This window comes from Streptomyces sp. NPDC006012, from assembly GCF_042871185.1.
GTDB lineage: Bacteria > Actinomycetota > Actinomycetes > Streptomycetales > Streptomycetaceae > Streptomyces.
Map to the genome: position 1 here is coordinate 25,166 of NZ_JBIAIE010000014.1, position 25,220 is coordinate 50,385.

Below are 25,220 nucleotides of genomic sequence, written 5' to 3' on the forward strand. Positions count from 1 at the left end.
GGTTGCGGCCTCTAGGTCTCCGGGTCTCCCGTTCTCCAGATCGCCGGTCTCCCGGTCCTCAAGGCTTTTGTGTGCTTTCAGGTGCTTCCGCCCGTTGGACACAAGACCTACGGACCGTCTCCATTACGGTGCGCCGCGTTGACATCAAGAGGTCGTATGAACTCTGCGCGGCGTCCTCTCGTTTGTGTGGGTGTAGCGGGAGCCCGGCGGCACGCCGTCGTCGCCCACCGGGGCTGGAAGGAGCTTCGTATGCGCGCACGGGCCGGTGTCCCCGCTGGTCAGGTCGGAGTGGTCCCCGGGATTACCGATCCGTCGCCCGTCCCACCGTGGTCGGGGCGTTTCCACCGGCAAGGGAGGCAACCATGGACGCGCAGCACGGCAGTCGTCTGCAGCAGGCTCTGGCGGCGTTCGTCAGGAAGCACGAGGCTCTGCTCAAGGCCGAGCTGAAGCTGACGGAGCTGTCGGTGACGGCCCAGTCCAGGGACGGCGCCGTGGAGGCCACTGTGGGCGTCGACGGCGAGACGTCCGGCGTACGTTTTCCGAACAACATGTTCCAGGGCATGAGCGGTCAGGCGTTGGCCGACAGCGTCATGGAGGCCTTGACGACGGCGCGGGCCGAGGTCGCCGCCCGGCGCGTGGGCATCATGGAAGCCGCTGGTCGCCACCTGACCGGCGGGCCCGGCCACCTCGCGCCGGACCGGCGGGGCCTGGCCCTGAGAACCGAACCGGTCACGCCCCCGGACGCGTTGCGGCCGCCGCGACGGCGGGCCAGGGGCGTCGGCTGGTGAGACGCCGGGTCCGCCGGGCGGCCGGAGGTCCGGCCGTGCGTCAGGCCGCGGACCATTTCTGGTTGTCGGAGCCGGCGCAGGACCACAACTGCAGCCGGCTGCCGTTCGCCGTGCTGAGGTCCCGTACGTCCGCGCACTTGTCCGCGAGACCGCTGACCAGGTCGTGGTCCGAGTTCAGCCCGAAGCTCTGGGCCGGGCCGCCGTCGCAACGGGCCAGTTCCAGGTTCGTCCCGTCGGCGGTCGAACCGCCCGCGAGCTGCACGCACATGCCGAGCGCGCGCATGGTGCCGTCCGCAGCGAACGTCCACCGCTGGGAGGCCGCCTTCGAGCAGTCCCAGATCTGCAGGGCGGCTCCCTGCACGGCCCGGCCCCCCACGACGTCGATGCAGCGGCCCGACGCATGGCTGTACACGGCCGTACCCGGCACGCCGGCCGACGGGGCCGGCGGAGGCTGCACGGGCCGGGTGGCGGTGGGCCCGGTGGTCCGGGGTGCGGGAGGCGCGGGCAGGTCTTTCGGCGACGCCGAGCCGTGGCCCGGCGCGGAGCCCCGGGACGGGGAGGCCGACGACTTGGGGGAGTGCTCGCCGGGTTTGCCGGACGGATCGGCCGACGGGTGCGGAAGGTCGTCCGACAGGTCGGCGCCGGCGCCGTAGTCCCCGGGCTTCACGAACGACGACGCTCCGTCGTCCTTCTCGCCGTTCCGCGTGCCGCCCATGCTGAACGCCACGACGAGGCCGGCCGCGGCGAGCACCCCGACGAGGGCCAGGCCGACACGCAGCCGCCTGCGCCGGGCTGTGCCGCCGAGGAGCGGGTCCGGGCCGTCGCCGGCGTCCGGTGCCTGGTCGCTCGTGGAGTTCGTGGCTGCGGCCTGCGATTGCGGGTCCCGCCGGCCGGCCGGCGGCCGACGGGACCCGAGGGAGGCGTACTGGGCGAGACGGGGCAGGGCGACACCGTCCTGTGCCGTGCTCCGCGCCCGCTGTGCGTTCTCCGGCAGGCTGCTCTCCTCACCACCGGCTGCGGACCCGCTCCCGGTGGGCGCGGCGGCGGACCCCACGGGCCTGGCGCTGCCCGGAACACGCACGGGGAGGTCCGGTTTTGACTGCGGTGTGTGTGGAGGTTTCATGGGTTCCTTTCGAACTTGGTGCGGACCCGGGCCGACGTGTGACGTGTGGGGCGCCGGACCGGTCCTGCGGGTGGCACCTGGCGGACACCGACCCGCGCCCGGAGCCCCGCACCCGTGGACCGGATCCGGCAACAGCCGGGTTCAGCTGTGTGACGTGCGACTCATCAAGAAACGGAAGTGACGGATCCAGCCGTCGCACATGAGGCGGATGCGGGCCGGGCTGTGGCCTGGCACCTGAACATACCTGTCTGTGCGGGAAGGCCGCTGCCGGGTGTGATGCCCGGGGCTGCCGCGGCGGCACGGCGGCGGCACGAATTCGGCAGTCTTCTGGCACTCACACCCGCCTAGGGTGCGGACCGCGGGGGCTGCATCCGGCCGCCGTTCGCCGTATGACACAGAATCAAGACGCAGAGGACCATGTTTACGCCTCCCATGGCTGAAAGCCGGTCAGACACCCTAGGCGCGATCATGAACGAATACCGGGACGGACTCGTGTCCTACGCCGAGCGCATGCTCGGCGACCACGGGCTGGCCGAGGACATCGTCCAGGAGACCGCCATCCGGGCCTGGCGGAACATCGACCGCCTGGTCGGCATGGAGGGCTCGGTACGTGGCTGGCTGTTCACGGTGACCCGGCACCTGGTCGTCGACTGGGTGCGCAGGCCCCACACCCGCAAGGAGGTGGTGGGAGCCTCGTACGAGGATCCCTCGTCCCACGCGAGCGGCATGGACACGGTGCACGACTCCCTGGTGACCAGGCCCTTACTGCGCCTGCTGTCACCGGAGCACCGCGCGGTCCTGGTCCACATCTATCTGTGCGACCGCACCATTCAGGAGACCGCCGGCATCCTCGGTGTGCCGACCGGAACGGTCAAGTCCCGTCAGCACTACGCGCTGCGCAAGCTGCGCGCCGCGGCCACCCTGGAACTGGTGTGACCCCGGCCGTCACGGCATCCCGGACTCCAGGCACATCTCCAGCGCGGCGGTGAGCTGCCGCCGGAAGGCGTCCACCCGGGGATCGTGGCTCAGGTCCTGGATCAGAGCCGGCAGAACGTACTGTTCGGTGACGATCCACTGCGCCGCGGCCGCCCGTTCCTTGAACTGCTGCGGACGCACACCCGACCGCGGGGCGGGCAGGGCCACCTCGGCGACGTGCGGAGCGAGCAGGGTGGTCGCGGCGTCGGCGGTGTGCAGGTAGTGCTCGAACATCCGGGCCCGTGCCTCGGCGAGCGTGTCCGGTCCGTCCACCGTGCAGCTGAGTTCGGCCGCGTAGGTGTGCAGCAGACCGTGGCAGGTGTACCGGCCGGGCGTCTGCTCGACGACCATGTGACGGTCGACGAGTTCGGCCATGTGCGCGCGTGTCGTCCACGGGTCGGCACCCAGCAGACTGGTCGCGGCAGGCAGCGCGATGTCGTGGGAGGGGTGCAGGCTCAGCAGCCGGAACAGGGTCGCGGCGCCGCCGCTCAGCGTCTCGTAGGAGCGCGAGAAGACACTGCGGACGTCCGTACGGGCATCGTCGTGGCTGGAGAAGGTGATGAGGCTGTCCCGGTTGTCGCGGAGGTCCCCGGCCAGCGAACTGAGCGGGAAATTCGGGTGCATGAGGGCCCGCGCGCCGAGGATGGCCAGGGCCAGCGGCAGGCCGCCGCACAGGTCGACGATCTCCTGCGCCGTCGTCAGCGCGCCGCGGACCCGGTCCGCACCGAGCCGGCCCTCCAGCAGTTCCACGCCCTCCTGCCGGGTCATCGGGGCCAGCGGGACGAGACGGGCGTTGTCGGTGACGGCCAGGCCCTCCAGCCGCCGCCGGCTGGTGACGATCGTCAGGCAGCCCGGGGTACGGGGCAGGAGCGGACGCACCTGTTCGCAGTCGCGGGCGTCGTCCAGGACGATCAGCAGCCGGCGCCCGGCCAGTGTGCTGCGGTAGACCGAACACAGTGCCGTGTTTCCGCCCGCCGGGTCCGGACTCGCACCGAGCGCGCCCAGGATCTCGGTCATGGCCGGGACGGGGTCCAGGGGCGGCTGCGAGACGTGGTGTCCGCGCAGGTCGATGTAGATCTGCCCGTCCGGGAACCGGTCGGCGACGAGGTGGGCCCAGTGCAGGGCCAGCGTGGTCTTGCCGACCCCGGCCATGCCGCAGAGGGCCACGGTCGTCGACGGCGGGTGGCTCTCGCCCTCCAGGGGCAGTGACTCCAGGCACTGGCCGAGCACCTTCTGCCGTCCCGCGAACGGCAGGTGGGCCGCGGGGAGCTGAGTGGGCCTCGGGAACGGGGCGGCCTGCGGCAGCGGCTTGCCCTCCTCCCGCGACACCCTGCGCGCCAGCAGGTGCTGCTGGGCCGAGCGCAGGCCGGGACCGGGTTCCACACCGAGTTCTTCGGCCAGGATGCGCCGGATGCCCTCGAAGTGCCGCAGTGCTTCGGCCTGTCGGCCGGTGGCGGCGAGGGCCGCGATGATCCGGGAGTGGACGGCCTCGTCGAAAGGGTGTGAGTCGACCGCGCGGCGCAGCGCCGTCAGGATCTCCTCCGTCAGCGTGGGCGCGGCCGTCAGGACCACGTCCACGGCCTCCTTCACCGTCGCGACGTACTCGTGTCCCACCGACGTGAACAGGGGGTGCTGCGCCACGTAGGTGCCGGCCGCGACGGTCGGGCCGCACCACAGGCCGAGCGCCTCGACGAAGTCCTGCGCGCCCTGCTTGGGGGCACCGGCCTTGACCGCGAGTTGAGCCTGTGCGCGCAGGTCCCGGAAGCGGAGCAGGTCGGAGTTGGTCGAGTCCACGAGGAGCCGGTATCCGTCCGCGGCCCGCACAAGGTGTTCGGCCTTGGTCCGGTTGTGCAGCCCGGGCTCCAGCGTCCGGCGCAGGGCACCGATGTGACGGTGTACGACGTTGACGGCGCTGGGCGGCGGATCCTCGTCCCACAGGATGTCCACGGCCTCGCTGAGGGCGAGCGGGCCCGGGGCCCGGAGCAGCAGGAGCGCGAGCAGGGCCCGTCTCTTCGGTGGACCCATGTCCAGTTCTGTGTCGCCGCGCCGGACACACACGGCACCGAGGATCGAGTAGCGCACTCTTGCATCCATCTCGCGGCTGACCTCGCTGTTCCTTCCGAATCACGCCGTCTTGAGCCCCAGATCTGAGTAACCGGCCTAACCGGTTATGTCACCGTCTCATCCGTGAGCGCGAGCAGTCAAGCGGACACATGCGGGCCAGTGGCCACTTGCCTCCCTTTTGATGAACCGGTGGCACACGAGAGTTGGTTCGAAGGAACGCCGTATCCGTTCTCCGGTGTGGGGGATTTCGGCACGTTTGTTACGTATCTTCCTGTCGCGCATGGTCGCACGCTGCCGGACACGATCGGACGGAGAGCAGTGGAAACGGGCACCTGGCCCGCCGGGCGGCACACGCCCGCGCAGCTGCCGGCCGCCAGCACCGAGCGGCTTCCGTGGTGCGTGCGCCTCAGGTGAACCATTTCGCCGTCCGCGTTCGTGCAACAACTGGAGGGGGCGGCGTGGGGCCCCTGGTGACCGCCTGGCATGACAGCGTTGAGGAGAACGGCGATTGAAGACCGGCATCGGGCTGCCCAACCGGATTCGCGGTGTCCGGCCCGCCGTTGTCCCCGAGTCGGTCAGGCGCCCCCGCTCTCAGGAAGCCGGCTCGGGCTTCCGCTCGCCCGGCTCACTCGGACGTGTCTCCTGTCCAGGAGAGACGGGCACGCTCGCGCCGGCAGCCACGCCGGGCGCCGCGAGTGAGACAGGTCTGATGAGCGCTGTGCCGCTCGGGCCGGCGGACCTGAGCCGAAGCCGTCCGGTGGACGTCAGCGGAAACCGTCCGGTGGACATGAGCGGAGGCGCTCCAGCGGATATGCGCGGAGGCGGTCCGGTGGGAGTGAGCGGAGCCCGTCCGTTGGATGCGAGCGGAGGCGGTCCGATGGACATGGACCATGGCCGGTCCGGGACACACGGGCTGCAGTGGCCGCAGCGCCCCTCGACCCGCCTGCCGGGCACGCGTGTTCGTACATCGGGCGCCGAGCGGCCGAAGTCCGGGTTGACACCGGCAGTGCCCCGCCGAGCCGCCCTACGGCGGGGCATGTCGTGCGTGCTACCCGGGATCGTGCGGCGGGCCGGACTGCGAGTGGTGTGTATCAGTCCTCGTCGTCCGGCAGGTCCTCCGCCGCGGTGACACGTGCCGCGGGCTCGGCGAGGGTGTACATCACCGAGCGCTGCTGCTTGTGGCGCCGGATCCGTCCCTTCGCGACAAGCGATTCGAGAGTGTTCCGCACGACCTGCGGGGTGGGCGAGCGGTCCGGGTGCTTCTCCATGAGTTCGTCGCGCAGTTCCTTCGCCAGGCGCGGTTCGTGGTAGGCACCGAGCAGGTCCGCCAGGAGATCCCCGAGCAGGGGCTGCCGCGACTTCCCCTTCGCGGCAGCCTTCGTCGGCGATGTGCTGGTGCGCTTGCCCGTGGACGATGCCGGGCGGCGCGCGGGTGTGTCGGTGGAGCCGGACTCCTGCTTGGCCTTCGGGTGGGACTTCGTCCGCGTGATGACGGGTTCGTCCTGCGCCTGCTCGGGCAACGGGGACAGTTCCTCGGAACCCTCGTAGCGCTCGGCTAGCACTAGGATGTCGACCAGGAGTGCTTCCTCCTGCTCCAACATCTTGATCTTCTCCGCCAGTTCTTGCTGTCGGCGACGGTTCTCCTCCAGATCCGACGCGGCCTGTGCTACGTACCGCGATCGGAGCGTGGCGGCTGAATGGCTGGTCACAACCGTTCACTCCCTCGTAATGGTTGACGCTGCGCATGGTACCTATGCCGAAGCGTCCGTGCAGGGGAGCGCTGACGACGTGAAAGTGCTCCCAGGAGCCATGTTGCAGGTGGCGGCGGTCGCCGGTGCGTCAGGTCTCGGCACGAATATGCCCTTGAAGTGTGCAAGCGAACCGTTCCTGGCGGCGCCGGTGTCGGTGATGTGTATCAGATTTCCAGCGTTATATGCGATGAAGAAAACACGATAGTACAGATATGTTCCGAGCCGGGGCTGCACATGTGCCCTTTCGGTCATCAAGTCCTGCTCGACCGGGCTGCGGCCGCGCGGCGGACCCGCCAGGCGGACGGGAGACAACCCGGCCGGGTCGTCCGCCGGCCGGGTCCGAATCCGCCGACCACCGTGTGACCCGTACGCGGACCGCGCCCGCCGCCTGCTTCTGCGGCGCGCGCTCCTTGTGTCCCGCGGCCCTCGTCCGTGCGTCGTGGCGGCGGCGGTGTTCTCGGCGGGCGGTCCACCGGATGTCGCACCCGGGGGTGTGGGCGGCGGGACGGCAGTCGGTCCGGCCGAGGCGGGGTCCGACATGGACATGCTGTTCGCCGGACGGATGGGTGAGGGTTTCTCCGGCCTTGTGCACGCTGAATCTATGGCCGGATCCAGCGGTATCCGTGAGGGAATGGTCCCGACGGTGCCCCAGAGTAAACACGTGTGAGTGAAGGTGTGTCCGTCGCCGAGGTCGGAACGCGAGTGATATTCAACTCATACCGGATGGTAGGTTTCTGGAGCGCGGCACATCCGCGGCGGCTGCGGATCGGCAATCACTCCTGGTCAGAGCGGACTTTCCGGTGGGACGCCGATGGTTCACCCGTTGCGCCGCGATGGCAGGTCACACGTGAGTTACATGCTCGGAAGTCTCTGATATGTGCACTGCATAGAGTGTGCGTGCAGAGACTGAGTCCGGTCTGTGTGACAGAGAAACAGGATGGCTCAGAGTATGGCTACGCTCCCCACGTCCGTCACCCGGTCGGATCTGCTGGGCACGATCATGAAAGAACACTGGGACCAGCTCGTCTCGTATGCCGAGAGGATGCTGGGCGACCACGGAATCGCGGAGGACATCGTCCAGGAGACGCTCATTCGGGCCTGGCGGAACATCGACCGGCTGCACGGGATGGAAGGCTCGGTCCGGGGCTGGCTCCTGACCGTGACCCGGCATCTGGTCATCGACTGGGTGCGCAAGCCCTATGCGCGCAGAGAGATGGCCGGAGCCGCCTACACCGATCCGCAGTCGCAGGCCGACGCCTACGAGGCGGTGCACAGCGCCATGGTGGCCAGGCCGCTGCTCGGCCGGCTGTCTCCGGAGCACCGTGCGGTGCTGATCCACATCTACCTGTGCGACCGCACGGTCCAGGAGACCGCCGGCATACTCGGAGTGCCCCCGGGCACGGTCAAGTCCCGTCAGCACTACGCACTGCGCAAGCTGCACACCGTGCTCAGCTCCGAGGCCGCCTGAGCGGACCTCCGGTGCTCCGCCGGTGTCCGGCGAGGGTCCGTGTACGGCGAGGGTCCGTGTCGGCGGCACGGAGACGAGCGGCAGGTCAGCGGGCGGCCAGGACAGGAGCGTTCTTCCTGCGGGCGCGGTAGGCCGCCGCCTTGACCCTGTTCCCGCAGGATTCCATGCCGCACCACTGGCGCCGTGCGCCCCGGGAGCGGTCGACGTAGACGTCGGTGCACTCCGGGCTGCTGCATTTCTTGAGCAGGTGTGCCTCCGGTCCGCCGAGCAGTTCGACGGCGTGCCGGGCCACGGTGGCCAGGGCCTGGTCGGGCGTCGCCGCCGTCAGGCGCCGGGGCGGGGTGAACTGTGGTGCCGCGGAGGGCCTGCGTGCCGCGGCGTTCACCACGGCGAGTGCGTTCTCGTCGTACGGTTCGCCGAGCAGGCGGGCCGCCACCAGTTCGTAGACCGCATCCCGGACGGTCTTCGCCCGCTGGAGGTCGGCTTCCCCGGCCGGGGTGACCGAGTCGACGAGTCCGGACTCCCGGTACCAGGCGTCGAGCCGGTCCGGTGTTGTGAGCATTTCAAGGCGCAGCGATCGTCTGGCGCGCAGCGTCGCCGCGAAGTCGAGCGCGGGATCACCGCACACGAATACATGGTCAGATTTCATGTAACCATTTTGACGGGTGACGCACGGGCGTGCAAGGTTCCGTAACCGTTTTGTTGGGTTGCCATGTTGACGGCCGTTGCGCGGCGTGCAAATATCGTAACCAGTTAAACTGGTTACTAGGGTTGGCATCGCCATCAGAGGTGTGCCGGCACACCTCTGATGGCGACACCCGCGCGCCGCGAAGACCGTCGCGTCGCACGCCGCGTACGTCGAAGGAGCAGCGAACATGGCAGATCAGCCGATACGGCGTGCCGACGGCGCACCCGTGGGGCGGCGCACCCTGCTGGGTGTGCTCGGCGCCGGGGCCGCGGGGCTCGCCGCCGCGCCGTACCTGCAGGGCGGCTGGGAGAAGTTCCTCGCCGCGGTCTCCCAGGTCGACTCGACCGGGCTCACCGGCCTGCTGCCCAACCCGGGAGGCTTCCGCTACTACAGCGTCGTCGGTTCGGTGCCGCACAAGGACGAGACGAACTACCAGCTGAAGATCGGCGGCCTGGTCGACCGGCCGAAGACCTACTCGCTCGCCGAACTGCGCGCGCTTCCGCAGACACGGGTCGTCCACGACGTCCTGTGCACCGACGGATGGCGCGTGGACGACACCCCCTTCACCGGTGTGAAACTGGGCGATCTCCTCGATGCCGCCGGAGTGCGGTCGGAGGGCGCGGCGGTCCGCTTCACCTGCTTCGACGGCGCCTACAGCGAAAGCCTCACCCTGGAGCAGGCCCGCCGCTCCGACGTCCTGGTGGCGCTGAACATGCAGGACAAGCCGATCACCCACGAGCACGGCGGCCCGGTCCGGCTGTACGTGGCGCCCATGTACTTCTACAAGTCGGCCAAGTGGCTGTCCGGCATCGAGATCACCGACAAGGTGGTTCCCGGCTTCTGGGAGGAGCGAGGTTATGCGGTCGACGGCTGGCTCGACGGCGCCGACCGGCGCGATGACGCCGCCTGAGGCGTCCGACCAGGTCCGCCGGTTCAGCACCGCCGAACGCTGGGTCCACCGGGCCACCGGCTTTCTGATGCTGCTGTGCGTGGCCTCCGCTGCCTGTCTGTACCTGGGCCCGATCGCCCAGCTCGTCGGCCGACGGCACCTGATGGTCACCGTCCACGAGTGGTCGGGCATCCTGCTCCCGGCGCCCTTCCTGCTGGGGCTGATGTCCGCGGACTTCCGCGCGGACCTGCGCAGACTGAACCGCTTCGCGGTGTACGACCGGCAGTGGCTGCGGGCCGTCCGCAGGCGTCTGACGTCGCCGCAGGCCCGCCCGGCCGGCAAGTTCAACGCGGGCCAGAAGCTCTACGCGAGCGGGCTCGCCGGCGCCGTGCTGATGATGATGTTCACCGGTCTGCTCATGTGGTTCATGGGCCTGCTGCCCTTCATCTCCCGCACCAGCGCGATCTTCGTCCATGACTGTCTCGCCTGGGCCATCACCGCTGTCCTGCTCGGGCACATGCGCATGGCGTACCGGGACCCGGAGGCGAGGCTGGGCCTGCGGACCGGATACGTCAGCCGGTCCTGGGCGGAGCGGCACCATTCCCGATGGCTTCGGGACGACCGTCTCGGTAGGGTGGCGAAGAAAGTAGATGATAAATGACATTCCGCTCGAAGCGGTCTCACCGTGACGCCGGCGAACGTGTGTGACCCGCCGCCGGAGACCGCCGTCTGAGACGGCCGACGATCCGACGCCGACCTGCTTGCCCGCCGGCGTCGGGCCCCGCTGACGAGGCGGGGAAGCCCGTGCCGCGCCCTCCCTCCGTTCAGGGCGCACCGGGCAGACGTGGCAATGAGGACAGGGACCAAATCTGTGGGTGACAGACCACACGCAGAAGAAAAGCACGACGACACATCAGTAGCGGCCCTCGGCGAGGACCTGGCAGCCGCACTGCACTGCGCCGTGCACGAAGCGGTGCACCGCCTCGGTGCCTCCGCCGCGGCCGTGTACCTGCTGACCGCCGACGGCAGTGAGCTGCGGCCTGCCGTGATCGGCGGCGGCTCGCCCGCCGTCCTGACCCTGCCCGGGCGCATGGCCCTGGACACCCTGTACGCCTCCGCTCACGCGCTGGTCACCCGCGAGCCGGCGTTCCTGGCCGACCCGGACGCACAGCCGGAACCGGAGCCCGGCACGGTGGCCTACCCGTACAACGTCGCCGCGGTCCCCCTCATCCAGGGGGAGCACCGCTTCGGCTCCCTGACGGTTCTGCGGCCCGCGTCCGGCGGCGATTACACCGACCTGGACTGCCGGCGACTGCGCCGCATCGGCGACCGGCACGCACGCGCCCTGGCCGGCCTCCTGGACGAGGGCGCCGTGCTCACACCCGGGAACCTCCCCCTGCTCGTTCCGGTGTTCGGCACCCTGGCGTCCTCGCTGCCGCAGGACATCGCCGAGATCACCTGGGGAGTGCCGGGCGTCGCCGGGTCCGCCGGGATGAGCCTGATGTACCCCCTGCACCGGCTGGCCGCCATGCTGAACCGGGCCACGAGCATGGAGGACATCACCGCGGCCGCGGAGTTCTGCCTCCGGGCACCGTTCCGCGCCCATGCGATGGCCCTGGCGTCGGCGGCCGACGGCCGCCTGTGGGTGGTGGGACACAGCGGGCGGTCGTCGTGTCTCGTCCGCGAGGTGCACGGCACACCCCTGCACGCCCGCACACCCGCGGCCCGGGCCGCACAGAGCCACGCCGGACGGGCCCTGTACTTCCCCGCACCGCCGGACGGCGGGTTCGCCGGGGGCGCGGGCGAGGACCGGGGCCACTCCCTGGCCTGCCTCCCGCTCATCGGCAGCAGGCACGTCATCGATCTGCCGATCGCCCGGGACGACCACACCGTCGGGGTCTGCTGTCTGACCTTCGCCGGACCACGGACCTTCGCGCCCGAGGAGATGGCCGTGCTGAGCATGATGGCCGGGCTGCTCGGTTCGGCGGTCGAGCGGGTCGTCCTGGGTGCCCGGTGCAAGGCGTTCGCCGAGAACATCCAGGCGCGGCTGCTGCCCTCCGGGCTCACGGAAGTGCCCCAGCTCACCACCGCGGCCCGGTACCAGCCGGCCACGGTCATCGGGGAGACGGGCGGCGACTGGTACGACGTGATCCGGATGCCGGACGAGCGCGTCGCGCTGGTCATCGGTGACGTCGAGGGGCACACCATCGAGAGCGCCGCCGTCATGGGGCAGCTGCGCAGTGCCGTGGCCGCCTACGCCACCGAGGGCCACGGGCCGGCGACCCTGCTGCAACGGACCGGCGCCCTGCTGGCCCGGCTCGGCACCGACCTCCTCGCCACCTGCTGTGTGGTGGCCCTGGACACCGACGACGGGACGGCCGAGGTGGCGCTGGCGGGGCACCCGATGCCGCTCCTCAGGCTGCCCGACGGCACCGTACGTCCGCTGTGGGCACCCTCGAACGTCCCGCTCGGACTGACCGACGGCAGGCCCTACCACGCCTGGAAGCACACCCTGTCGGCGGGCGCGTTGCTCATGCTCTACTCGGACGGGCTGCTCGATCCCGTCGATCCCGGCGGGAGGGGCGCCGGCGACCTGCTGGCGGCCGTCGGCCGGGAGGCGGGCGACAACCTCGAAGACCTGGCCGATCGCCTGATGCAGGGCATGACCGGCTCGTGCGGGCGGCGCGACGACACGGCGCTGCTCCTGGCCCGGTACGAAGGAGCGGACGACGCGGCGATGACCCGGTCCGGGCGGCTGCACATCCACCGGCGCGACCTGTGCGCGGTCCGACAGGCCCGTGGCTTCGTGCATCAGCGGCTGCGCGACTGGGGGCTTTCGGAGCTGTCGGACGACCTCCAGCTCTTGACGTCGGAAGTCGTGACCAACGCCCTCGTCCACGCCGGAAGCGATGTCGACATCCGGATCAGGTTCCTCGGGGACCGCGTCCGTCTTGAGGTGCGGGACGAGGACACCGACCCGCCCGTGCCCGCCCTGTATTCCCTCTCGGAGGAGGGGAGCAGCCGGGCGGAGCACGGGCGCGGCCTCTTCCTGGTCGAAGCCCTGGCCTGCGCGTGGAACACCTCACCGAACGGACGGGGCAAGACCGTCTGGCTCGAAGTGGACGTCCCCGGGGCGGCAGACCGTCGAGGGGCCTAGGTGTTCTGTCCACAGGGTCGGTGACGGACGGCACGGCTTGACGGTCCTGAACGAGTGGGGGCCGTCCGGCTTTCCACAGAGGTCGGTGACGGACGGTTCGGTGTGGGTCGCGACATCCCTCTTTCGGCGACCACACCGATGGGCGGCGCCGAGCACGACACGGTCCTCCCGCTCGTCGCTCGGACCTACCGCGCGTTGTCCCGGACCGCCCTGCCCGGAAATGCCGGCGCCCGCGCGGCGACCATCGGCGACGTGGGCACGCTGCTCGACCGGATGCGCGCGCAAGCCGCCGAGACGGGCGTGGTGGTCGTCATGCCGACAGCCGTGACGGCATGGAGCGCACTCCCGCTGCCCGCGGACCCCTGAGATCTGAGTCCTCGACGTCACCGGACAGCTGCCCCGGTCGTCACGAACAAGATCAGCAGGCACCCCGGACACCCTGCCGATCAAGATTGCCGAGCGCAGGACCACCGCTCAACTCATTCTGCAGTCATCAGCAGGTCCGCCCGACAGACATCTGACTGCAGACCCGACAGACATGCGCCTGCCGGATCCGCAGACGCATGTGTCTCTGGATCATTGCCTACGTCGCTGGCCAGCCGCTCCTTCCAGCGGGCGAGCCCGGTCCGATCTCTCTCCCGGCCAGGGTCGGTGCAGTGCCGCTCCTGTGCGCGGCCGCCCTGGTACGGCGTTTTCGGATGACCGTCAATTGACTGATGTGCCGGGGAGAGACCCAGGCCAGAGTAGGTGACGTCGACGTCGGTGGAGTTCGCGGCGCACTCGCCCGATCACACCAGTCGCCTTCGTAACCTGCTTGACCGGTGATGCATGTTCGTGTCATCCTCTTCCCGATGCCCGAGGCAAGGACATGTGCACACATGTGTAACCGCGGTCGGGCAGACACCTACTTCTGGATAGGAAAGTCATGAGACGACTTCTGACCGTCCTCGCGGCCGGTGTGCCGCTGGCCGGGGCGGTGTTCCTGCCGACCGCCTCGGCGGACACCGGGAGCTCCGCCTCCGCTCCGCGCACCTGCTCGTCCCTGCACGTGGCGGCGCCGGCCGGCACCAAGGTGGAGAACGTGACCGCGGTCAGCCGCCCGGCCGGCACGGTGGATGTGCCCGCCATCCCGCCGCTGGACGGCGCGCAGATCCCCGACGTACCCGCCTACTGCGACGTGACCGTGACGCTGACCCACCCGGGCCAGGGCGACCACGCCAAGATGAAGGTCTGGCTGCCGCAGCACGACTGGAACGGCCGCCTGCAGACGGTCGGCGGCAGCGCCTACGCCGCCGGCGACTACGGCGCGGGTCTCGCCGCCGCGGTCAAGAACGGCTACGCCGCCGCGACCACCGACGCCGGCGTGGGCACCTACCTCGACACCAGCTGGGGGCTGAACAGCAAGGGCCAGGTCAACATGGCGCTGCTGAAGAACTTCGCCTCCCGCTCCGAGCACGAGACGGCGGTGATCGCCAAGGAGGTCATCGACGGCTTCTACGGCCGGTCCGCCTCCTACGCGTACTTCAACGGCTGCTCGACCGGTGGCCGCCAGGGCTACATGGAGGCCCAGCGCCACCCCGACGACTACGACGGCATCCTCGCCAACGCGCCCGGCATCAACTGGGACGAGTTCGAGGTCGCCACCCTGTGGCCGCAGGTGGTGATGAACCAGGAGAAGACCTACCCGACCGACTGCGAGTTCAACGCGTTCAACGCCGCCGCGGTCAAGGCCTGCGACCCGCTCGACGGCGTCAAGGACGGCCTGGTCGAGAACCCGAACCGGTGCGACTTCGATCCGCGCAGGCTGATCGGCACCACGCTGGACTGCAACGGCAAGCAGGTGACCATCACCGCGGCCGACGCCGCCGTGGTCCGCAAGATCTGGGACGGCCCGCGCACCGCGTCGGGCACCAAGCTGTGGTCCGGCGTGCCGATCGGCGCCGCGCTCGGCTTCCCGAACCTGGCGGGCACCCAGCCCGGCCCCGACGGCAACCCCAAGGGCGCCCCGTTCCCCGTCCCCGCCTCCTGGGTGTCGACCTGGCTGAAGAAGCAGCCGTCCTTCGACGTCTCGACCATCACCTACAGCCAGTTCACCCAGCTGTTCAAGCAGTCCCAGGCCGAGTACGACAAGGTCATCGGCTCCGACGACCCGGACCTGTCGGCCTTCCGCAAGTCCGGTGGCAAGCTGCTCACCTGGCACGGCCAGGCCGACCAGCTCATCCCCACCCAGGGCACGGTGCAGTACCGCAAGCAGGTCGAGCGGACGATGGGCGGCGCCCAGCGGGTCGACGACTTCTACCGCCTCTTCCTCGCCCCGGGCACGGCCCACTGCGGCCTCACCGGCCAGACCGACGACCTCGGCGCCCTGCGGACCTGGGTCGAGCACGGCAAGGCCCCGAAGACGCTGACCGCCACGCTCACGAACTCCTCCGGCAAGCAGGTCACCCGTGACCTGTGCGCCTACCCGATGGTGTCCCGCTACCAGGGCCACGGTGACCCGGCCGCCGCCGACAGCTTCCGGTGCGTCCGCGACACCCGGCACGACGCCCGGCACTGACCCTTCCCACGACGCCCGTCACCCCAGAAAGGCCCCACCACCATGAGCACGAACACTGCGACACCCGCGCCGCCCTCTGCGGCCGGTGAGCGCTCCTCCTTGCTGAGGCTCTACCTGTCCCGAGGCATCCTGGCCGTCGCGTGGGCCGCAGTGTTCGCCAAAGCCCACGCGAGCGTGGACGCCCTGGCGATCACCCTGCTGGTCGTCTACCCGCTGATCGACGCGGTCTCCTCGTTCATCGACCGCCGTGCCCTGCCGACGGGTTCGGAGCGCCAGGTGACCACGTTCAACGGGGTGCTCAGCACCCTCGCCGCCATCGCCGTCGGAATCGCCGGGGGCGGGGGAGTGGCGCCGGTGCTCCACGTGTTCGGTGCCTGGGCGATCCTCTCCGGCGCGGCCCAGGTGGTGGTGGGGCTGCGGCGCCGCGGCCCGGAGCTGGGCAAGCAGTGGCCGGTGCTGATCGCGGGCGGCCTGTCCGTCCTCGTCGGCATCGCCTACAACATCCAGGCCGGGGGCGACGATCCGTCGCTGGACGTGCTGGCCGTCTACGCCACGGGCGGCGGCGTGTTCTTCATCGTCCAGGCCCTGCTGCTGGGCTGGAAGGCCCGCCAGCTGCGGACCCGGACCGTCTGAGGACCACGCGTCGCGTCCCGGTCCGCACCCGCACGGGGGCGGACCGGGACGCTGCCGTGCCACCGGCCGGTTTCACCCGGAAGGGGTGGCGGTCCCGTCCGGGACCGCCACCCCTTCGGTGTCCTTGGCGCCCGCCACCGGCGCACCGGGCGTGCGGCCGGCCGGCCCCACGCCCGCGCCGGAGCGCGCTCAGCCGATGCGGTAGCGCACCGGCAGCGACACCACGCCCCGCATGATCCCGGACGGGATCCACCGGAGGGAGTCCACCGGGACGGCCAGCTCCAGCTCGGTCACGCGGGCCAGCAGGGTACGCAACGCGATGGTCGCCTCCAGCCGGGCCAGCGGGGCACCCAGGCAGTAGTGGATGCCGTGGCCGAAGGCCAGATGACGGGCGTGCGGACGCGTGACGTCCAGCACGGCGGGATCCTCTCCGCCCGCCTCCAGGGCCTCGTGCCCGGCCGAGCCCAGCGCCACGGCGACGATGCCGCCCCGGGGGATCCGCACCCCGCCCAGCTCGATGTCCTCGGCCGCGAAGCGGTTCGTGGACCGCTCGACCGACGTGTCGAACCGCAGGAACTCCTCCACCGCGCCGGGCAACAGCTCGGGACTGTCCCGCAGCAGCCGCAACTGGTCGGGGTGGCGCAGCAGCGCGAGGGTGGCATTGCCCAGGAGATTGACGGTGGTCTCGTGGCCCGCGACGGTCAGCATCAGGGCCGTACCGACCAGTTCCTCCTCCGACAGCCGGCCGTCGTCCTCGTCCCGGACGGCCACCAGGGCGGAGAGCAGGTCGTCCGCGGGGGAGTGCCGCTTGTCCGCGATCAGCCCGCGCAGCAGACCGTGCAGGCCGGCCAGTGCCGGCCGGTGCTCCGGCGAGGCGACCTGAAGGGCGTGGCTGGACCAGTGCCGGAAGTCCTCCCGGTGCTGGGCCGGGATGCCGAGCAACTCGGCGATGACGGCCACCGGCAACGGCGCGTTGAACGCCTCCACGAGATCGATCTCACCGGCGAGCGGCATGGCGTCGATCAGGTCGTCCGCGATCTGCTGGATGCGCGGCGCGAGTTCGGCCGTACGCCGCGGCGTCATGGCCCCCGCGGCCAGCCGGCGCAGCCGCGTGTGCTCCGGCGGATCCGCCTCCAGCATCTGCGCGCCGAGTCCCACCCCGGGCTGGTGCAGTACGTATCCGGCGGCGGCCAGGGCGTCGGCGGCGGGCCGGTCGTCCTTGAGCAGCGCCGGGTGGGTCAGCGCCTCCCGGGCCAGGTCGTGCCCGACGACCACCCAGCCCTTCAACCCGAGATGGAACTCGGCCGGATGGATGGGTCCGAGCGCCCGCAGCCTGGCGTACTGCGCGGGGGCGTCCGCCTTGAAGGCGGGGCTCAGGAGCACCCTCCCGTCCTTGAGGGGGCACTGGTCTTCCTGCGGGTTCATACGGTTCTCCCCGGTCTGCGGGCCCAGGTTCCCGGGCGGGTCGGTACGGTGGGCGGCGTGCCCCGGTACGGCGTTGCGCACCTGGTGGCCGGCTCGCGGCAGCCGGTGCGCAGCGGTCGCTCCCACGTGCAAGCACGCGAGGACGACCACTTCTGCCCCGCCGCCCATGACCAGCCAATCACCATCATGGCGGCGGGGGTCTCCATCTGGCACAACGAAAGAGGACTCGGCCGGGGTTCACGGCACCGCGCAGCCCGGCCGGTGCGTCCCGGGGCGGTGCCCCACCGTTGCGGCTGTGGCCGCTGATCGGAGGGGAAACGCCGCGGCCGTTGCCCCTGTCCGGAGGGGAATCGTCACGCTCGGACGCACGGCCTGCCGGCCCTCCCGAGCCGCCGGCCGGGCTACAGTCATGACACACACAATGTTTCTACTGCGAGATACATGTTCAAGGGGTGCCCATGCCAAATGTGTCCGGATCCGGGGGCGCGTCCCCGGATCACGCCCTGCCCCTGCCGGGCCTTGGCGAAGACCCCGTCGCCGTCCTGGAAGCCGCTGTGTGGGCCATGGCCGCGGTGGTGAGTACCCAGCGGCAGGCCCTCGCGGAACCCCTCGAAGTCGTCCTCGCCGGCGATCCGCAGCGCGCCGCGGTCCTGGCGAGCGTCGGGCTGCTGAGCAGGAACGGCGACGGATTCGACGTGCACCCCGCGCTGCGCCCGCGGGAGGGCGCCGACGCCCGCAGCGCGGTGGAGGCCAAGCTCAGCTCGCTGCGTCAGGCGGTCGCCGCCGCGGCCGCCTCGCCGGCCGGTGAGCAGCACGATGGCTGGGCGGCACAGACCGACGAGGTGCTGCTCGGCCAGGGCCGTGCATCGGCCGGGACCGGCCGCGCGCTGGCCGGCAAGGTCGTACCTCAGCTCGCCGGCGCCGCGGACCTGCTGGCCGCCGAGGACAGCCGCGTCCTCGACGTGGGCACCGGTGTGGGGCTGCTCGCCCAGGCCCTGGCCACCTCCTTGCCGCACGCCCGGGTGACGGGCATCGACGTACTGGAACGGGCGCTGCGCCTGGCCCGGCAGGAACTGGCCGGGGCGGATCCGGCGGTGGCCGCCCGGGTGACCTTCCGGCGGCAGGACGCGGCGGACGTGCCGGAACGCGACACCTACGCGCTCGTCTGGCTGCCGGCCCCCTTCCTGTCCGAGGAGGCGTTGCGGTCCGCCCTGCCCCGCCTCGCATCGGCCCTGGTGCCGGGTGGATGGCTCGTGGTGGGCACCAACCCGGCCGCCGGTGACGCGCTGCGCCGGTCGGTGGGCCAGTGGCTCGCGGTGCGCAACGGCGGCAACTCCTACGACACGGCGCGGATGACCGAGGTCCTCGAATCGCTCGGCCTGCGCGAAGCGCGGACCTTTCCCACGGTTCCGGGCGGCCCCGTCCTCGTGGCGGCCCGGCGCCCGACGAGCTGAACCCGCCGAACGACGTCCGGCCCGACCCTGGGCCGCGCTCGCGGTCGCGGAGGTTTCTTGCTTCCCGGCCGCGGGGGTTTCACGCTTGCCGGTCGCCGGGGTTCCGGCCTCCCGGCCGTGGCGGTTTCCTCGCTTCCCGGTCGTGGGGTTTCACGCTTCCCGGTCTGCGGACGTCGTGCCCAACGCGTCGCGCAGCGCCGCGCGCGAGGCGATGCCCAGTTTGGGAAACACCCGGTACAGATGGGAGCTGACCGTGCGCGGGGACAGGTGCATTCGCTCGCCGATCTCCTTGTTGGTCAGGCCACTTGCGGCGAGATCGGCGATCCGGTGCTCCTGCCAGGTCAGCGAGGCCAGGTGGGCGGAGGAGGCGGGGGCGGACATGCCGGAGGCCCCCAGCTCGGCACGGGCCCGCCGGCCCCAGGCCGCGGCGCCGAGCCGTTCGAAGGACTCGGCCGCGCGGGTCAGTACCTGACGGGCGGCCTTGGGACCCTGCGAGTGCCGGATCCGGATGCCGTGGGCGAGCCGGATCCGCGCCAGTTCGAACGGGAACCCGGCCTCGGCCGAGAGGGCTTCGACCCGCTCGTACATCTCGGCGGCCTCCTTGTCCTCCGCCGCCGTCATCGCCAGCGCCCCGTAGGTGATCAGGGCCAGCCGGGGCGAGATGCCGGGCAGTCCGGCTTCCTGCGCGGCCAGCGCGTGCCGGCGGGCGTGCTCCGCGCGGCCCGTGTGCACCGCCGCCTCCACCAGGTCGAGCAGGGTGCGTGAGGCCTGGTGGGCGTAGGGCTCGAACGAGCCGGGGGGCGTGATGCCGATGGCGTACAGGTAGGCGGTTTCGTAGTCGCCCTCGCTCAGCGCCGCGGTCGTACCGACCGCGTCGGCGATCTGGGTGAGGAAGCCGACGCCGCGGGGGCGTGCCCAGGCGTCGACGGCGGCCTGCAGTTCGCGCGCGCGGTCCGTCTCGCCGCGCATGGCGGCGAGCAGGGCCAGATAGGCACGGCTGTGGTGGGCGAACAGCGCGTGCTGGTGTGTGGTCGCCAGTTCCAGCCCGCGTCGGCCCGTGCGTTCGGCCGCGTCCCATTCACCGACGGTCATCTGATCGAGCATGATCAGGTGCAGCATGGTCATGCCGCTCGACATCGCCCCGGTCTCGACCTCGCGGTCCACGGTGCGCTGGAGATAGGGACGGTAATGGTTCAGCACGTCGACGTGGTACGCCGCGACACCCAGGCGTGTGACGTCCCACGGTTCGAGGTTCGGGAGGCCCGCCAGGGCGCGTTCGACCTGCTCGTGCACGCCGGTGCCGTGACGCACCACGTCGCTCCAGGCGTCGCGGTAGACCAGTGATCTCGGCGGAACCAGGTCGCCCAGCGATCGGAGGAGTTCGCGGGCCTCCTGCCAGGACGTCTGATCGCTCGCGTACTGGCAGATGGCGAGCAGCAGGTTCACCAGGCGGGTCAGGATCTCGTCCGGCCCCTCGACCCCGTTCGCCCGCATGGTCTCGATCGCCGCCATGACCTGGCGGCGCGAGGACCGTACGTCGCCGTCCTGGTACAGCGCCAGGTAGGCGGCGGTCACCACCGAGGAAGGAGATTCGTTTCTGCCGGGTGCGACGTCGGAGTGGACCAGGCGCTGAGCCTGCTCCAGGAGAGCCGCGTGCCCGGCGATGAAGGCCGCGTCACCCAGGCGCCGCGACCGGTCCTCGCGGTGCTCGCTCAGCTCCGCGGCACGGGTCAGCCAGGCCATGGCCGCCAGTGCGCCACCCCGCCGGATCGCGGAGTCCGCAGCCGCCTCCAGCGTGGCCGCGACCCGCTCGTCGGGGTCCACCGTCGAGGCCGCCAGGTGGGTGGCGTGCCGCTCGATGTCGTCCTGGTGCACCTGCGCGAGGGCCGCGTGCGCCGCGCGCCGCTCGTTGGGGGTCGCCAGTTGGACGACGGTCGACCGCACCAGGGGGTGGCGGAAGACGAAGTCGCCGCTGAGCGGGTCGATGTCCAGGAGGCCGACGAAGGCCGCCTCGTCCGCGTCGGTCATGCGGTACCGGGTGCCGCCGCCGATCCGGCCGCTTCCCTTGCCCGCCTCGACACCGTCCAGGGCGCCGCGCAGCAGTTCCGCGCGCACGGTGGCGCTCAGGTCCTTGATACGCGTTCCGTAGACGTGCTGGAGCCGGCGGGGCAGCGGGACACCCCGGTACCCGGACGACTCCTCGGTACCGCGTCCGGCCCGGCCCCCGCTCAGAAAGGGAGGCAGCTCCAGCAGGGCCAGTGGGTTGCCCTGGGCCTCGTCCAGGACGACGCGGCGGAGCTGCGGTTCCAGCCCGGGGTGATACGTGTCCAGCAGCTGTTGTGCATCGGGTTCGGACAGCGGCGGCACCTGCAGCTCCGGCAGGGCGGCCGTGTCGAACCGGGACGGGATGTCGGAGCGCAGTCCGATGACGAACTTCACCGAACTGCCGGCGAGCCTGCGTCCCGCGAATCCGCACACCTCGGCGCTGGAGGTGTCGAGCCACTGGCCGTCGTCGACCAGCAGCAGGAGCGGCTGCTGCGAGGCGGCGAGCGACAGCAGATCGAGGACCGCGATGGCGAGGGCCATCACCGACGGGGGTTTGTCCTCACTGCCTCTGAAGACGACGTCGAACGTCGCGCGGGTCGCCTCGTCCAGCCGGTCGATGTGCGAGAGCAGCGGGTACAGGAACTGGTGCAGACCGGCGAACGGCAGATCCGACTCCGCCTCGACCCCGGCGGCCCGGATCACCCGGTGGCCCTCCCGCGCCGCGAGCCGGGCGACGTGATCGAGCAGGGCGGTCTTGCCCACACCCGTCTCGCCCCGCAGGGTCAGGGCCTGTCCGCTGGAGCTGTTGACGAACGCGGACAGCGTTTCCCGCTCACTCTCACGGCCGATCATGGCTCCGCCGAGTGACTCCACCGTCCCGCTCCCTTCACCGCCGAACCAGCTCGGTCCGACCACGTCGGCACTGCTCAGCGCGCTTCTCACGGCTCCGCCCGACCACCGCCAAGCAGAGTAGACGCCCGACATGGCTCACGTCATCCGGAAAGTGGAAGGAATCACACACTGGACGGATATCACAGTGTCGGAGTGACATGTTTCATGTGTCGGCAGGGCTGGGACGGGCTCGGAAGGGCTGGGACGAGGCGGGACCGGCGGGGCCGACGGGACCGGCGGTGGACACATATGCGGAAGACGCCTGGGGCGCCTGGGGTGACCGGGGCGCCTGGAGTGGCTGGGACACCTGGTGCACGCGAGACACCTGCCGGCATCACGCTGCCGTGTACTCCGCGGCGATCCGGTCGAGGAGAACGGCCAGCCGCTGGTTCATCGCACGATGGTCAGTGCGCCGCAGTGACTCGGGCTCCTGGACGAACGGGTGGTGCCGGAGGGCGGCGAGTTCCGGCCCCGCGGACTCGATGAGCGCGTCGATCAAACCCCGGTCCAACTCCAGATGGCACTGGAACCCGTACAGCAGCCTGCCGTAGGCGACGATCTGCCGGGGGCAGCCCTCGCTCGTGGCCAGGACGGTCGCATCGGCGGTCAGCCCCGGCATGTCACCGTGCCAGTGCTCGACCTCGAACGTCTCCTCGAAACCGTCGAACAGCGGATGGCTCCGGCCGGCCTCGGTGAGCGTGACGGGGAACGCGCCGACCTCCGGCTCCGGGCTGCGCTCGCACGGGGCGCCCAGTGCCTCGCCGAGCAACTGCGCGCCGAGACAGACCCCGAGGACGGCCTTGCCCGCGGCCGCGCAGGAGACGATCAGCGCCAGCTCCGCCGCCGCGTCGAAATACGGGCACTCCGCCGTGGTAGTGGCGGGGGACTGAGGGCCGCCCATCACGACGAGGAGGTCGATGCCGTCGGGCCCCGCAGGGAGCCGTTCGCCCGCGTACAGCCGGGTGCTGGTGACGGTGTGGCGCCGGTCGACGGCCCACTGCTCGATGGCTCCGGGTGCCTCGAAGGACTCGTGAACGATGAAATGCACACGCATGTGGGCCGCTCTCTCTGGGTCTTCTCGACGCCGCCGTACGGGCCCGGAGCCCGTTCTCTCCGGTGCTTCGTGCTCCCGTGCTCCGTGCTCCGGTTGGTTGTGGGACAGCGGCCGCTCCACACCATTCTCCGGTTCTCCCGCCAGGTGGGACGGCGGCGTCCGCGTACGGGCGTGACACCGCCGGTGTCCGGTGCTCGGTCCGCGGATGGACGCCCGGCCGCGGGACGGAGCCGACGCCCGGCCGCGGCCCCCGGCTCAGGACGGCTGCGGTTCGGTGCGCGGAACAGTGAACCTCAGCACCTGTCACATACGTTTCACCATCGATCGGATTCCGTCGCCCGTATCTGCTCGTCTGCTTATCTGCTCTGTGCTGTGCGACGCCGGAATGTTCATGTACGGGGTGCTCCGCGCGCCGTGAGCCAGGTTGTGAGATCTAAATGAGTGCACATCTTTCAAGTCATGCCGGGACGAGCCTTCAGCCGGAGGACATAGCTGCTCTCCGTGAAGCCGTGAACGGGCCGGTGCTGACGCCGGAATCCGATGGATACGACGTGGAATGTGCCACGTACAACCTGAACACCGGCTTCCGGCCGGCGGTCGTGGTCGGCGCGGCCGACGACAGCGATGTGCGCGCGGCTGTCCGGTTCGCCGACCGGTACGGCCTGCCGATCGCCGTGAAGGCCGCCGCCCACCAGGTCGTCTCTCCGGCCCACGACGGGCTGCTGATCACCACGGAACGGATGAAGGGCATCGTCGTCGACGCTCAGGCGCGGACGGTCCGGGCGGAGGCCGGAGTGCGCTGGAGCGAGGTGCTGCCCCGCACGGCCGAGTACGGTCTGGCGGCGATCGTCGGGTCCGCACCGAACGTCGGCGTCGTCGGGTACACGCTTGGCGGCGGACAGAGCCCGCTGCTGGGCCGGACGCTGGGCTACGCGGCCGACCACGTGCGCCGCCTGAACGTGGTGACCGCGGACGGTGAACTGCGTCACGTCACCCCCGACAGCGAACCGGACCTGTACTGGGCGCTGCTGGGAGGCAAGGGCAACTTCGGTGTCGTCACCGAGATCGAGTTCGACGTGTTCCCGGTGACGCGCTTCTACGGCGGCGCCGTCTACTTCCCGGGTGAGCACCTGGCCGAGGTGCTCAGCGCGTGGTCCGACTGGCTGCCGACCGTGGGCGAGGAGATGACCTCCTCCATCGGCATCCAGCGGTTGCCCGACCTGCCCGTGCTGCCGGAGCCGCTGCGCGGTGCGTTCGTGGTGCACCTGCGGATCGGCTACCTGGGCTCGGCCGCCGAGGGCGAGAAGCTGATCGCCCCGCTGCGGGCGGCGGCGCCGGCCCTGCTCGACCTGGTGGCGGAGAAGCCCTACACCTCCATCGGCGAGATCCACCTCGACCCGGTCGACCCGATGCCGTACTTCGACCGCAGCGTCTGCCTCACTGAGTTCACCGAGGAGACCGCGCGGAAGCTGGTGGAGCTGACGGGAGCGGAGTCCGGGTCCGTGCTGGCGAACGTGGAGATCCGCGCGCTGGGCGGCGCGTTCGACCGCGAGCCCGCCGCCGCCAACTCGGTACCGACCCGAGGAGTGCCGTTCGTCGTGTTTGGGTTCGGGGCGGGCGGCCTCGATCAGGCGGAGGTGCTGCGCGGGGAGTTGGCCAAGGTGGTGGACGGGCTGGCGCCCTGGGCCGCGGAGCGGAACATGGTGAACTTCCTGTCGCCGGACGAGGCGACCGACGCCGAGGGCGTGCGGGCCGTCTACGGACCGGAGCGGTACGCCAGGCTCGCCCAGGTGAAGAAGGACTACGACCCGGCGAACCTCTTCCGCTACAACCACAACATCGTGCCCGCCTGACCGGTCCGCGTGCGCTGTGCACGCACACCGGGTTGCGGACCGCCACGGGGGAGCCGGCGTTCCCGCCGCCGGCGGCGGTCCGATGCGGGCCGCGTGCGATCCTCTGCGGGCTGTGCGCGATCCTCTGCGGGGCGCGGCGGGTCCGGTCCGCGGGACTCGTGTACGCCGGTGACGTGGGCGGGGACACCGGGCTTTCGCCCGGTGCCGTCACGACGCAGAGGCCCTGTTGCGGACCGTGCACCCGAAAGAGGCGAACGCGAGGGCAGCAGCACCACACCACCGCGCGGCCTCGCCATCAATACGTGCCCGGCCCGCTCACCGCCGTTGTCGGTGTCACCCACCGACGATGTCCGGCCGCGTCACCTCGGCGCGGCCGTGCCCGGTGAGGGAGACCCCGCTCGGTC

General features: G+C 70.9%; 18 protein-coding genes. 11 read left to right on the forward strand and 7 right to left on the reverse strand.

Annotation, left to right across the window (positions count from 1 at the left end; translation table 11 throughout):
• The first annotated feature begins 362 nt into the window (after positions 1 to 362).
• The gene (locus ACFYPJ_RS23230) at positions 363 to 788 is read left to right on the forward strand and encodes a YbaB/EbfC family nucleoid-associated protein (RefSeq protein ID WP_389020271.1); all 426 of its coding nucleotides are present in this window, start codon (positions 363 to 365) and stop codon (positions 786 to 788) included.
• Positions 789 to 828: 40 nt separating this feature from the next.
• Here ACFYPJ_RS23230 and ACFYPJ_RS23235 read toward each other — a convergent pair whose 3' ends face one another.
• Positions 829 to 1,842: a ricin-type beta-trefoil lectin domain protein gene (locus tag ACFYPJ_RS23235; RefSeq protein ID WP_389020274.1), complete on the reverse strand. Its 1,014-nt coding sequence runs from the start codon at positions 1,840 to 1,842 to the stop codon at positions 829 to 831.
• Positions 1,843 to 2,379: 537 nt separating this feature from the next.
• Here ACFYPJ_RS23235 and ACFYPJ_RS23240 point away from each other — a divergent pair.
• The gene (locus ACFYPJ_RS23240) at positions 2,380 to 2,847 is read left to right on the forward strand and encodes a sigma-70 family RNA polymerase sigma factor (RefSeq protein ID WP_389020277.1); all 468 of its coding nucleotides are present in this window, start codon (positions 2,380 to 2,382) and stop codon (positions 2,845 to 2,847) included.
• Positions 2,848 to 2,856: 9 nt separating this feature from the next.
• On the opposite strand, the gene ACFYPJ_RS23245 is transcribed toward ACFYPJ_RS23240, so the two are convergent.
• Both ACFYPJ_RS23245 and ACFYPJ_RS23250 read right to left on the reverse strand, forming a co-directional pair.
• Positions 2,857 to 4,911 carry a BTAD domain-containing putative transcriptional regulator gene (locus ACFYPJ_RS23245; RefSeq protein WP_389020280.1) on the reverse strand — a complete coding sequence of 685 codons (2,055 nt, stop codon included), beginning with the start codon at positions 4,909 to 4,911 and terminating at the stop codon, positions 2,857 to 2,859.
• A 1,130-nt stretch (positions 4,912 to 6,041) separates the two neighbouring features.
• Complete coding sequence (locus tag ACFYPJ_RS23250) at positions 6,042 to 6,659, reverse strand: hypothetical protein (RefSeq protein ID WP_389020283.1); 618 nt, start codon at positions 6,657 to 6,659, stop codon at positions 6,042 to 6,044.
• Between the two features lie 991 nt (positions 6,660 to 7,650).
• Between ACFYPJ_RS23250 and ACFYPJ_RS23255 the strand changes: the two genes are divergently transcribed.
• Entirely contained in the window at positions 7,651 to 8,169 is a 519-nt protein-coding gene (locus ACFYPJ_RS23255; RefSeq protein ID WP_389020285.1) for a sigma-70 family RNA polymerase sigma factor, read from the forward strand.
• An 85-nt stretch (positions 8,170 to 8,254) separates the two neighbouring features.
• On the opposite strand, the gene ACFYPJ_RS23260 is transcribed toward ACFYPJ_RS23255, so the two are convergent.
• Positions 8,255 to 8,818 carry a CGNR zinc finger domain-containing protein gene (locus tag ACFYPJ_RS23260; protein WP_389020288.1) on the reverse strand — a complete coding sequence of 188 codons (564 nt, stop codon included), beginning with the start codon at positions 8,816 to 8,818 and terminating at the stop codon, positions 8,255 to 8,257.
• A gap of 226 nt (positions 8,819 to 9,044) precedes the next feature.
• Between ACFYPJ_RS23260 and ACFYPJ_RS23265 the strand changes: the two genes are divergently transcribed.
• From ACFYPJ_RS23265 to ACFYPJ_RS23290, 6 genes are all read left to right on the forward strand, one after another.
• Positions 9,045 to 9,767: a molybdopterin-dependent oxidoreductase gene (locus tag ACFYPJ_RS23265; RefSeq protein ID WP_389020291.1), complete on the forward strand. Its 723-nt coding sequence runs from the start codon at positions 9,045 to 9,047 to the stop codon at positions 9,765 to 9,767.
• Positions 9,715 to 10,407, forward strand: coding sequence for a cytochrome b/b6 domain-containing protein (locus ACFYPJ_RS23270; RefSeq protein WP_389020294.1), 693 nt, complete (start codon positions 9,715 to 9,717; stop codon positions 10,405 to 10,407). The genes ACFYPJ_RS23265 and ACFYPJ_RS23270 overlap by 53 nt, the downstream gene beginning before the upstream one ends.
• 210 nt (positions 10,408 to 10,617) lie before the next feature.
• Entirely contained in the window at positions 10,618 to 12,903 is a 2,286-nt protein-coding gene (locus ACFYPJ_RS23275) for a SpoIIE family protein phosphatase (protein WP_389020297.1), read from the forward strand.
• Between the two features lie 102 nt (positions 12,904 to 13,005).
• On the forward strand, positions 13,006 to 13,269 hold the full coding sequence (locus ACFYPJ_RS23280) for a hypothetical protein (protein WP_389020299.1): 264 nt from the start codon (positions 13,006 to 13,008) through the stop codon (positions 13,267 to 13,269).
• Positions 13,270 to 13,828: 559 nt separating this feature from the next.
• Positions 13,829 to 15,460 carry a DUF6351 family protein gene (locus tag ACFYPJ_RS23285; protein ID WP_389020302.1) on the forward strand — a complete coding sequence of 544 codons (1,632 nt, stop codon included), beginning with the start codon at positions 13,829 to 13,831 and terminating at the stop codon, positions 15,458 to 15,460.
• Between the two features lie 42 nt (positions 15,461 to 15,502).
• Positions 15,503 to 16,093 carry a DUF308 domain-containing protein gene (locus ACFYPJ_RS23290; RefSeq protein ID WP_389020305.1) on the forward strand — a complete coding sequence of 197 codons (591 nt, stop codon included), beginning with the start codon at positions 15,503 to 15,505 and terminating at the stop codon, positions 16,091 to 16,093.
• A 189-nt stretch (positions 16,094 to 16,282) separates the two neighbouring features.
• Here ACFYPJ_RS23290 and ACFYPJ_RS23295 read toward each other — a convergent pair whose 3' ends face one another.
• Positions 16,283 to 17,518 (reverse strand): cytochrome P450, encoded by a 1,236-nt coding sequence (locus ACFYPJ_RS23295; RefSeq protein WP_389020670.1) that lies wholly within the window; start codon positions 17,516 to 17,518, stop codon positions 16,283 to 16,285.
• A gap of 458 nt (positions 17,519 to 17,976) precedes the next feature.
• Between ACFYPJ_RS23295 and ACFYPJ_RS23300 the strand changes: the two genes are divergently transcribed.
• Entirely contained in the window at positions 17,977 to 18,972 is a 996-nt protein-coding gene (locus tag ACFYPJ_RS23300) for a class I SAM-dependent methyltransferase (protein ID WP_389020307.1), read from the forward strand.
• Positions 18,973 to 19,122: 150 nt separating this feature from the next.
• On the opposite strand, the gene ACFYPJ_RS23305 is transcribed toward ACFYPJ_RS23300, so the two are convergent.
• Positions 19,123 to 21,870, reverse strand: coding sequence for an AAA family ATPase (locus ACFYPJ_RS23305; protein WP_389020672.1), 2,748 nt, complete (start codon positions 21,868 to 21,870; stop codon positions 19,123 to 19,125).
• Positions 21,871 to 22,243: 373 nt separating this feature from the next.
• Positions 22,244 to 22,963 carry a hypothetical protein gene (locus ACFYPJ_RS23310; RefSeq protein WP_389020310.1) on the reverse strand — a complete coding sequence of 240 codons (720 nt, stop codon included), beginning with the start codon at positions 22,961 to 22,963 and terminating at the stop codon, positions 22,244 to 22,246.
• Between the two features lie 551 nt (positions 22,964 to 23,514).
• Here ACFYPJ_RS23310 and ACFYPJ_RS23315 point away from each other — a divergent pair.
• Positions 23,515 to 24,816: an FAD-binding oxidoreductase gene (locus ACFYPJ_RS23315; protein ID WP_389020313.1), complete on the forward strand. Its 1,302-nt coding sequence runs from the start codon at positions 23,515 to 23,517 to the stop codon at positions 24,814 to 24,816.
• Positions 24,817 to 25,220: the final 404 nt, after the last annotated feature.